We start from the raw sequence: 9787 nt of genomic DNA on the forward strand, positions 1-9787 counted from the left end.
CCCCCCCAGAGCCTATGCACGGCGACCCCCGTCACCCCCCCCGACGGGGGTCGCCCCATGTCCGCACCCAGGTGCCCGCCCCCTCGCTCACGGGTCACTTCCCGACACCTCGGGGGGAGCCGCCCCCGCCGAGCGGTCACTTCTTGACGCGGTTGTCCACAGCCCGTCGCGTTCCGGCGATGCCTGTCCACAGGCGGGCGCTGGGGCTCGCACCGTGGCGGGGTGGGCGGTCAGCCTGGCCGCATGACGATCTCGATCGGGGTGCAGGGCGCGAGCGGAGGCGTGGGTGCCAGCTCGTTGGTGGCGGCTCTCGGCCTGCGGGCCGCGCAGTCGGGGCGCAGCGTGGTCTGCGTCGACCACCGCAGCGCGGGTGGCGGGCTGGACGTGGTGCTGGGGGTGGAGCAGGCCGCCGGGCTGCGCTGGCCCGACCTGCACCGGGCTCGTGGCTCCCTCGACGGTGCCGAGCTCGTGCCGGCGCTGCCGATGGCCCGTGGCGTAGGGGTGGTGGCGTGCGACCGCCGGCATCCGCACGAGATACCCCCGGCCGCGGTCGACGCGCTGCGCCGTGGCCTGGACGGGTGCGTCGACGTCGTGGTGCACGACCTTCCCCCCACCGTGGCACCGGGTTGGCCCGCGGTGGTGCGGGGTCACGACCTGGTGGCGCTGCTGGTCGGTGGGGGAGCGACGCAGCTGGCGGCCGGGGCAGCGGTCACCCTGCTGCTGCGCGAGGCCTCCGCCTCGGGCATCGGCGTCGTGGCCCGCACAGGCGGCCAGGACGAGGCCGCCTGCGTCGCCGACCTCCTGCGCCTGCCGCTGCTCGGCGTCCTCCGCAGCGACCGCAGCGCCGAGGGATGCCTGGCCCGCGGGGTGGTGCCCGGGAGCGCCCGCGGTCCCTTGCGAGACCTGGCCGACGAGGTGCTGCTGGCCGCCGTCCTCGAGGAGCGTGCGGCATGAGCCTGCCGCCAGGAGCGTGGGCCGACATCGAGCACGGCGTCGGCCCCGACCTTGGTCGTGTGCGTGAGGCGGTGGCCGGGGACCGGGTGGTGCTGGGCTCCCAGGGGGTGCGTGACGAGCTGGGCCGGGTGCTGCGGGACACCCTGGGCACCGGGCCTCTGGAGGGGCTGCTCCGCGAGCCCGGCGTGACGGACGTGCTGGTCAACGGCCCGCGCGAGGTGTGGGTCGACCGGGGGACCGGCCTCGAGCGGGTGCTGCTCGACCTCGGTGACGACCGGGCCGTGCGGGCGCTCGCCACCCGGCTCGCCGGGCTGGTGGGCCGGCGGCTCGACGAGGCCAGCCCGTGGGTGGACGCCGTCCTGCCCTCCGGGGTGCGCCTGCACGCCGTCGTCGGTGCCATCACCCCCGGCGGCACCCACCTGTCCCTGCGCGTGCCGCGCCCCGAGGCGTGGACGCTCGACGACCTGGAGGCCCGGGGCGCGGTCGAGCCGTGGATCGCCCGGGCCCTGCGGGGAGTCGTGGCCCACCGGGTCGCGCACCTCGTCACCGGTGGGACCGGCACGGGCAAGACCACGCTGCTCGCGGCGATGCTCTCGCTGGTCCCCGACCACGAGCGCATCGTGCTCGTGGAGGATGCCTGCGAGCTCACGCCGCGGCACCCCCACGTGGTCCGGCTGCAAGCCCGTCACCCCAACGTCGAGGGGGTCGGTGGCATCGACCTGACCACGCTCGTCCGGCAGGCGCTGCGCATGCGCCCGGACCGGCTCGTCGTGGGCGAGGTCCGCGGCGGCGAGGTGCGCGAGCTCCTCACCGCGCTCAACACCGGCCACGAGGGCGGCTGCGGCACCGTGCACGCCAACTCGGCCGCCGACGTGGTCTCCCGGCTGGAGGCCCTCGGCGCCCTGGCCGCCATGCCGCCGTCTGCCGTGTGGGCGCAGGCGCGCAGCGGCCTGCGGGTGGTGATCCACCTGACCCGACCCCTCGGGGTGCGGCAGGTGGGGGAGATCGCGGTCCTGTCCCCGGACGGCGACGGCCGCCCCGTCGTGCTCCCCGCCCTCACCCACGACGGCGAGGGCGGGGTGCGGCCAGGCCCCGGGCTGGCCCTCCTCACCGACGTCGTCCCGGAGGCGCGGCCGTGATCCCCGTGCACGCCGTGATCCCCGCGCACGCCGTCATCCCCGTGGACACCTGGGCCCCCGCGATCGGCTCGATCCCTCTGATCGCCTCGACCCCCAACGCTCCTGCAGCTGCCGTGCCGTCCCCGACGTCCTTGCCGTCCCTGCCGCCCCTGGCGCCAGGGCCCGAGGCGTCGGTCCTGGTCGGGATCCTCGCTGCCCTGGCCCTGCTGCTGTGGACCTGGCCCCGGCGCTCGACGTGGGCGGACACCGACTCCACCGCACCGGGCTCGACGCCCGGCGGCCCCGAGGGCGTCCTTGCGTCCGTCCGCGAGCGGTTGCGAGGAACGGGCTCCACCCACACATCCCGGGAGCACGAGACGGAGCGGCTGGCCGTCGCCGAGGCGCTCGCGGCCGCCCTCGGGGCGGGTCTCGACGTCCGATCGGCCCACGAGATCGTCACCCACGCGGCCGACCATCCCGCTCGCGTGGCGCTGCGGCCCGGTGCCGACGAGGAGGCGCACGAGGCGTGGTTGCGCTGCGCGGGGGGTGGCCGGGTGGCCCATGCCGTCGGCCATGCCCTGCAGGTCTCGATCGAGGTGGGTGCGCCAGTGCGCGGCGCGGTCGGCGCCGCCCTCGACTCCAGCCGCCAGCAGCTGGCGCAGGACGGCGCGGTGGGTGGCGCCGTGGCGGGTGCCCGCGCCACCGGTCGACTGCTCAGCGCCCTGCCGGTCGCGGGGCCCCTGGCGGTGCTCGGCCTGGGGCTGGACGCGGGCGCGGTCTACGGCTCGCCGGCCGCGCTGGCGTGCACGGTCGCCGGGGTCGCGCTCACGGTGGCGGGCCACCGTTGGGTCTCTCGTCAGGTGGCGACGGCCCAGCGCGAGACGGTCGTCTCGTGAGCCCCTCGGCGCTGGGGTCCGCCGTCGGCCTGCTCGTGGCCCTGGCCGTCCTCCTCCTGCCCCACCGCCGGGGCGAGGAGCCCGACCCGCGGCGGACGGAGGTGGGCACGTCCATGCCCGCGGCATCCAGTGGACCCGCGTCGGCAGGGTCGAGCGCACTCACCTCTGCAGGGTCGAGCGCACTCACCACTGCTGGGTCGAGCCCCCTCACGTCGGTCGAGGGAGATCGACCGACGTCGGCAGACGCAAGCCGGCCCATGCTGGTCGGCCAGGTCGCCGAGAGCGCAGACCTCCTGGCGGTGGCACTCTCGGGCGGGTGCGGCCTGCTGGCCGCTCTCGACGTCGTGGCGTCCGTCGTCGGCGGGCGGGCCGGGCACGAGCTGCGGGTGGTGGCGGCGGCGGTCCGCTGGGGAGTGCCCCCGTCCGAGGCCTGGCGGCTCGTGTCGCCCGGCTGGCGCGACGTGGCGGCGGCCTTCGTGGTGGCCGAGCGTGCGGGTGTGCCTCCCTCGGGCCTGCTCGGAGAGGCGGCTCGGGCGATGCGTCATGCGGAGGCTCAGGCGGCCGGCGAGCGGGCCGGGGTGCTCTCGGCGCGGCTCGCGCTGCCGCTGGGCCTGACCTTCCTGCCGGGCTTCGTGCTGACGACGATCGTGCCGGTCGTCCTCGGGATGGCCTCCACCCTCACGCGCTGAGCTCAGCGGTCCGAAGGCAGCCGGTTGACCCGCCGCGCGGCCTTGTCCACCGCGGCCGAGTGGTCGGCGCGACGTACGGCGTCCTCCACGGACCCTCCCGGCGGGCACACCGCCACGCCCAACGAGGCCGACACCGGGTGGCCGACGCGGAGCGTGGCGCGCTCCATCAGGGCGCGTGCTGTCACCGCGAAGTCCGGCAGGAGATAGCCCGTCGACACGGTGAACAGCACCCCGAACTCGTCGCCGCCCAGCCGCGCCACCATCGCGTCGCTCGGCGCGATGTCGGTGAGGACGTGCCCGATCTCCTGGATCAGCACGTCCCCGGCGTCGTGCCCGAGCGTGTCGTTGGTGAGCTTGAGGTGGTCCACGTCGGCGACGATGACGATCGCGGACCGGCGCTCGGGACGGGACACGTCCACCGCGGCGATGGTGACCGCCTCGTCCCAGGCCCGGCGGTTGTGCAGCCCGGTCAGGGGGTCGAGCTGCGCCTGCTCCCGCACCTCGGTGTAGGCCGTCCGGATCTGCTCGGCCTGCTTGCGGTGGGCCTCCCGGTCGGCCTGCATCAGCCGGATCAGGACGATCGGCGTGGCGAGGAGGAGGTAGGCCCAGGGTCGGTCCTGCGCCGTCGCCACGATGCAGAAACCGATGGGGGCCAGGAGGGCGTCCACGGAGAAGGTCCACAGCAGCGGTCTGGCCATCTGGCGGGGAGGGACGCCCTGCACCGCTCCACGGACCAGCGCAGTGCCCCCATCGACGACGATCTGCGCGACGAGCGCGAGCACGAGGATCGCGAGTGGAGCGGTCGTGTCGTTCCGCGTTCCGAAGAACGTCAGGACGGCCACCGGGCCGAGACAATGGATGGCATTACCGATCCGGAGGAGGTACGAGTGAATCGGGAAGCGGAGATCCTCGCTCGTGTGGCTACCGATCAGGACTCCGATCAGCACGATGCTCGGAGCCCATCCCCACGGCAGGGCAAAGACCATCGCGACCATCACGGGCTCGGTGGCCACGAACGCGCCGGTGGCTGCTGGGAACTCGGTCCTGAATCCCAGGACGTACACCGCCACGAGGAAGGCGGCAAGGGCGTACGAGTGCCAGGAGGCGGAACCTGCCAGGGTCAGGAAGTAGCAGCAGCCGCCGACCACGACGAGCGACAGACCCCAGGCGCTCGCCCGGTCCCAGCGGGAGGGCGCGGACACGAGCAGCTCCGCTCGGAGCTCGTCCGCCCCGGGGGAGTCCAGGACGCTCGCCCCAGGGACGTCATCGTCCTTGCGATGCCTCCCGTTGGTGGTCACGAGTCACATCACGGGGTGTTGTACCGCCACGGGTCGACCATCACGTCGTCGACCTGGAAGGTGCCTCCCGAGGCCCGCAGCGTGATCGAGGTCTGCTGCACGCCGGTCCAGTCGGTCCAGTCCGGCACGACCATCGTGGGGGAGAGCTTCCACCCGGGGGTGGACCCGTCGAGGCGGTAGGTCGTCGTGTACGAGCTGCGGAGCCAGAGGTTGCTGGTCGAGGTGATGCGCACCACGAGGGTCGACCCGGGGACGCCGGGCGACCGGTAGAACAGCCGAGCCCGGTCGTGGTCGCTCGCCGTGCAGAAACGGGCCGAGGTGGCCGAGCCGTAGGACCCGAGGGCCAGGGACCCGCCGCCGGCGGACATCACGTCCTGCGGGCTCGAGGAGTTCACGACGGTCACGGGCCCGCTGGTCGACCAGGCGTTGGTGCCCTCGGTGAAGCTGCCGTTCTGGACGAGGTAGTACCACCCGGCGTCCCCGACGTCGACCAGCGGCTGCTGGGGGCAGGACTGCGTGCCGAAGAAGGACGACGAGCTCTGGGTGGGGGTGTCCGAGTCGGCAGCAGGGGCGGCCGCGTGAGCTGCGGGGACGGCGCCTGCGGCGATGCCGAGGGACAACGCGGCAGCGGTCAACCAACGACGCATCGTGCACTCCAAGGTGAAGGCGGGTTCTGCGTTGATGCGTGCCCGCGACGTCTCCGGTTGTGACACTTTGTGGCGATTGCGCACGCCGTGGCGCTATTCACCCGCATTCAGCGGACGAAGACCCTGATTCCGCTGGGAGAACCCTGACCCCGGACACCCGGGGCGCCGGGTGGGAAGTCCAGTCCCACGGACCCGCGCTCCGAACGGCGCGCCTCCTTGTCCAGCCGGGACGCCTCGTCCGCCTCGATCAGGGTCTGACCGACAAGCCCTCCGGGACCGCAGCTGGCCTGGCCCAACGAGGCGGAGAGCCGCACGGGGAGGTCCGAGCGGTGGGCCAGCATGGCCTCGCGCACCTGCCCCACCAGGTCGACCTGGCCGCGTCGAGCCGGAGAGAGGACCAGGACCGCGAACTCGTCACCGCCCAGTCGCGCGACGGTGGCGTCGGACGGGACGCACTCGCGCAGGACCTGCGCGAAGTCGCGGATGAGCGCGTCGCCCAGCTCGTGGCCGTAGATGTCGTTGGCGACCTTGAGCCGGTCGAGGTCGGCGCACAGGACGGTGGCGACGAGGGGCCTGGCGGTGTCGGTCAGCCGTGCCTGGGCATCGGTGACGGCGTGCGTCCAGCCGCGTCGGTTGGCGACGCCGGTGAGGATGTCCCGGCGTGCTGCCGCGCTGGCTGCGGCATACGCGTCGTGCATCGCGATCGACTGGGCCAGGTAGGTCTCCCGGTCGCTGGCGAGGAAGCGCACGAGCAGGATCGGCACGGCCACGAGCGCGATCGCGACGGGGTGGTACGGGCGCACGGCCATCACCAGGGCCCACCCGAGGACGGCCAGGGGGACGTCGACCTTCCACGTCCACAGCAGCGGTCTGACCATCTCCCGCAGGGGGGTGCCGTGCCACCGGTCCGCGAGGTAGGCCGACAGCCCGTCCAGCAGCAGCTGGGCCAGGACCGCCGCCACGAGGACGGCGGGCGTGGGGTCGACCATCCCCTGGGCATCACGGGAGCCCCACAGGACCGCCACGGGCGCCAGGACGTGCAGCGCGTTGCCGGCCTCGAGCAGCAGCGCCCGCGGGCGCCGTCGGCCGTCGAGCCAGCCACCGACGAGTACCGCCGCCAGGACGGTCAGGGCGACCCCGGGCAGCGGCGCGGCGAGCAGCAGGCCCATGAGCACCGGTTGCGTGGGCACCGAGCCGCCCACCGAGGACTCGAACGGTGACCGGAAGGCGAACAGGTAGAGGACGCCGAGGCCGAGGCCCACCAGGACGCAGCGCAGGCTCGGCGGCGTGTAGCCGATCGTCGCCACGAGCACCGCCGCGACGATCGCCAGCACGCCGGGCAGGGCCGACAGGACGCGGGCCCCCCAGGGCGTGCTCCGCCACTGGTCGTCGGAGCAGCTCTGGTCGTGGTGGCCGGCTGGCAGGTCCATCACCTGCGGCGGGTGCGACGACGTCCCCGCCACGTCGTCGTGCCGGGGATCGAGCTGCCTGCTGGTCAGCCGCTCCGAGATCGCCATGGGTCGATGAGGACGTCGTCGACGAGGACGGTCCGCACGGAGTCGAAGGGAGTGGCGTTGACGAACGCGATGGAGGTCTGCTGCACCTTGCTGGTGGCGTGGTTGGGCACGCTCACGACGGGGGACAGCTGCCAGCCGGTGCGGGACGTGTCGACGGTGGTGCCGTAGGTATAGGTCCCGGTGTCCGAGCGGACCGTGGTCCGCACCAGCAGCCTGCTGCCCAGCTGTCCCGTGCCCTTGTAGAAGAAGCGGAAGGAGTCCTCGCCCTCGCCCACGCACAGCTCGGCGGTGCGTGCCGAGTCGCCGGGCCAGAGCCGCAGCGAGCCGGTCAGGGCCTCGCGGTTGACGTGCCACGGCTCGTTCTCAAGAGCCAGGCTGAACATGCCGTTCCACCCCGCGCCCCACCGGTTGAAGCCACCGTTGGGGACGGGGAAGTACTCGTTGGGGTCGCCGAAGCGCGACAGCATGGGTGAGGTGGTGCGCGCCGGGCAGCCCGAGACGGCATACGTGCTGTCGGTCTCGGACGCCTGGGCGGAGGAGGCGCCCGCGAGCCCACCCGCGATGGCGGCGAGCGTGGCGGTGAGCACCGCGATGAACGTGTGCACGAGCACTCCTGAAGGACGGTACGAAGCGGAATCGGCACGCTGCGTGATGGCTTGCCCCTATCTCAGCAGTCGGGCGCCGTTCGAGACCCCCCTTGGCGGCGGAGGCAACCCCAATGGAGAGCGGAAATACCCCGGAGGGGCCAAGTAGTGCACAAGCACGTGTGCGGACAGTGACCGGTCGCGACCAAAGGTCAGCGACGCCGTCACGGTGCGCGATCTGCGCGCTGCCTGTGCGCGAGCCGATGGTCGTGCGGCGGCGGTGTCGGGGAGGATGGAGACGCCCCAGCACGCCATCGCACCGGAGGAGCCCACCGTGAGCGTCCAGCCCCCGCACGTCCTCGTCCTGCCCACCGAGGGCGTCGCCGACCACGTGGCGAGCCAGCTGCGCGAGGAGGGCTTCGACCCGGTGGAGGTGGACGGCGGCCAGGACGGCTGGACCGTCCGCATCACCGACTCGCGCCTCCCGGACGCCGACGGCGGTGGCGCCGTCGAGGGTCTGAAGACGCGGTTCCGGGCCCTGGCCGAGCAGCACCAGGGCACCTACATCGAGTCCTAGGCGGCCGATCCGGCCGGCGCCGGGTGGCCCCGGCGCCCCGGAACCCGCCTCGAAAGCCCTTCTGTCCACAGGTCGCCGCGTCCCGGGCGCGGCCGTCCACAGGCACGCCGACAGACCTGCGCGGCGGACCTCCTTCTCCAGACGATGGACACGTCCACGCAGCGAGAGCAGGAGGAGAGCAGCCATGGTCAGGTCTTTGGTGAGGCGCACGGGTCAGGTCCGGGGATGGTTCCGCGGACGCTGGCAGCAGGTCAGGACGGACGGTCGCCACGAGGCGGGCATGACGACGGCGGAGTATGCCGTGGGCACGATCGCGGCTGCGGCGTTCGCGGCGGTCCTGATCGCGATCGTCCGCTCCGACGCGGTGCGGTCGGCGCTGACGTCCATCATCACCACTGCGCTGTCGACGACCGGCTGACCCGTGGTCACGACGGAGCTCGCCGTCGGGACCCTCTCGGTGGCGCTGTGCCTGGCGATCGGTCTGCATGCCGTGGCGCTGGGCATCGACGAGGTGCGGTGCGTCGACGCGGCGCACGTGGCGGCGCGGTCTGCGGCCCGGGGTGATGGTGCCGACGTGGTCCTGGGTCTGGCCCGGCGACTGGCGCCGGCGGGGAGCTCGGTCGGGTCGGGCGTCGGGGCGGGGCTCGTGACGGTGCGGGTCAGGGCCCCTCGGCGTGGCCTGGCGCGCCTCCTTCCCGGTGTGCCGGCCCCGTCGGCCGAGGCGACCGTGCCGGTCGAGGTGGGCGCCGGGGAGGAGGGTGCCGGAGAGCAGGGCAGCGCCGACGTCGGTCGGTGACGCGGCGCGGCGGCGGTGCGGATCGCGGTGTGAGGGCGGTGGCACGGTGAGGATCGCGGTGTGAGGGCGGTGGCACGGTGCGGCGGCGGTGAGGATCGGGGTGATGGCGGTGACGAGAGCGGCGGTGGCGAGGCTGGGGCTGACGGCGGTGGTGCTCCGTCGTGAGGGTCGGTCCGCCGAGCGTGGTTCCGGCTCGGTGCTGGTGCTGGCGGTGTGCCTGGTGGTCCTGCTGGTCGCGATGGGCGCCCTGTCGGTGTCGGGCGTGGTGCTGGCCGGTCACCGGGCGCGCGCGGCGGCGGACCTCGCGGCGTTGACGGGTGCGGCCCGGGTGCGCGACGGCCTGCCTGGTGAGGCGTGCGCCGCAGCCGGGCAGTTGGCCCGGGCCAACGGGGCCACCCTGGACGGCTGCCGGGTGGCCGGTGAGGTGGTGGAGCTGCGGGTTCGGGTGGCCGTGCCGGGCCGGCTCGGTGCGGCGAGGGCCGACGCCCGGGCCGGGCCGGGACAGCACGAGGCCCCGCCCTAGGTGGGCGGGGCCTCGCGCGCCGGCGCGTGCTGGTCGCGGGGTGAGCCGCGCGGCCGGCTCAGCGGCGGGGGGCGTCCCCGCTGGGCGCGCCCGCGGCCCCGGCGTTGCGGGCGGGGGCGCCGCCCCGGGGGGCCCGCGCGGCGCGGGGGGGGGCGGGGGCCCCGGGGGGCCGGGGGGCGGCGCGGGGG

The 9787-nt window shown here is 74.4% G+C and carries 12 protein-coding genes; 8 read left to right on the top strand and 4 right to left on the bottom strand.

What is annotated here, in order from left to right; genetic code table 11:
* The first annotated feature begins 243 nt into the window (after positions 1 to 243).
* The 4 genes from B4K29_RS12425 (at position 244) to B4K29_RS12440 (ending at position 3657) form a co-directional block, all read left to right on the top strand.
* The gene (locus B4K29_RS12425; protein ID WP_029212762.1) at positions 244 to 954 is read left to right on the top strand and encodes a hypothetical protein; all 711 of its coding nucleotides are present in this window, start codon (positions 244 to 246) and stop codon (positions 952 to 954) included.
* On the top strand, positions 951 to 2093 hold the full coding sequence (locus B4K29_RS12430; RefSeq protein WP_286967503.1) for a TadA family conjugal transfer-associated ATPase: 1143 nt from the start codon (positions 951 to 953) through the stop codon (positions 2091 to 2093). The genes B4K29_RS12425 and B4K29_RS12430 overlap by 4 nt, the downstream gene beginning before the upstream one ends.
* Complete coding sequence (locus B4K29_RS12435) at positions 2090 to 2968, top strand: hypothetical protein (RefSeq protein WP_239262267.1); 879 nt, start codon at positions 2090 to 2092, stop codon at positions 2966 to 2968. The genes B4K29_RS12430 and B4K29_RS12435 overlap by 4 nt, the downstream gene beginning before the upstream one ends.
* A 257-nt stretch (positions 2969 to 3225) precedes the next feature.
* Entirely contained in the window at positions 3226 to 3657 is a 432-nt protein-coding gene (locus B4K29_RS12440) for a type II secretion system F family protein (protein ID WP_239262265.1), read from the top strand.
* 2 nt (positions 3658 to 3659) lie between these two features.
* Here the strand turns inward: B4K29_RS12440 and B4K29_RS12445 are convergent, their stop codons facing one another.
* The 4 genes from B4K29_RS12445 to B4K29_RS12460 form a co-directional block, all read right to left on the bottom strand.
* Entirely contained in the window at positions 3660 to 4955 is a 1296-nt protein-coding gene (locus tag B4K29_RS12445) for a GGDEF domain-containing protein (protein ID WP_286967505.1), read from the bottom strand.
* Positions 4956 to 4963: 8 nt separating this feature from the next.
* Positions 4964 to 5602 carry a hypothetical protein gene (locus B4K29_RS12450; protein WP_286967507.1) on the bottom strand — a complete coding sequence of 213 codons (639 nt, stop codon included), beginning with the start codon at positions 5600 to 5602 and terminating at the stop codon, positions 4964 to 4966.
* Positions 5603 to 5709: 107 nt separating this feature from the next.
* On the bottom strand, positions 5710 to 7119 hold the full coding sequence (locus B4K29_RS12455; RefSeq protein WP_239262260.1) for a GGDEF domain-containing protein: 1410 nt from the start codon (positions 7117 to 7119) through the stop codon (positions 5710 to 5712).
* The gene (locus tag B4K29_RS12460; protein ID WP_286967511.1) at positions 7098 to 7724 is read right to left on the bottom strand and encodes a hypothetical protein; all 627 of its coding nucleotides are present in this window, start codon (positions 7722 to 7724) and stop codon (positions 7098 to 7100) included. The genes B4K29_RS12455 and B4K29_RS12460 overlap by 22 nt, the downstream gene beginning before the upstream one ends.
* Positions 7725 to 8037: 313 nt before the next feature.
* Between B4K29_RS12460 and B4K29_RS12465 the strand changes: the two genes are divergently transcribed.
* The 4 genes from B4K29_RS12465 to B4K29_RS12480 all read left to right on the top strand — a co-directional run bounded on the left by B4K29_RS12465 (position 8038) and on the right by B4K29_RS12480 (position 9599).
* Positions 8038 to 8280 (top strand): hypothetical protein, encoded by a 243-nt coding sequence (locus B4K29_RS12465; RefSeq protein WP_156911453.1) that lies wholly within the window; start codon positions 8038 to 8040, stop codon positions 8278 to 8280.
* Between the two features lie 184 nt (positions 8281 to 8464).
* Positions 8465 to 8698: a DUF4244 domain-containing protein gene (locus B4K29_RS12470; protein WP_029212692.1), complete on the top strand. Its 234-nt coding sequence runs from the start codon at positions 8465 to 8467 to the stop codon at positions 8696 to 8698.
* 3 nt (positions 8699 to 8701) lie between these two features.
* Positions 8702 to 9076 carry a TadE family type IV pilus minor pilin gene (locus B4K29_RS12475; protein ID WP_019286534.1) on the top strand — a complete coding sequence of 125 codons (375 nt, stop codon included), beginning with the start codon at positions 8702 to 8704 and terminating at the stop codon, positions 9074 to 9076.
* Positions 9077 to 9179: 103 nt separating this feature from the next.
* Positions 9180 to 9599 (top strand): Rv3654c family TadE-like protein, encoded by a 420-nt coding sequence (locus B4K29_RS12480; protein WP_286967515.1) that lies wholly within the window; start codon positions 9180 to 9182, stop codon positions 9597 to 9599.
* Positions 9600 to 9787: the final 188 nt, after the last annotated feature.

This window comes from Arsenicicoccus sp. UBA6765 (assembly GCF_002453335.1).
Taxonomy (GTDB): Bacteria; Actinomycetota; Actinomycetes; order Actinomycetales; family Dermatophilaceae; genus Arsenicicoccus; species Arsenicicoccus bolidensis.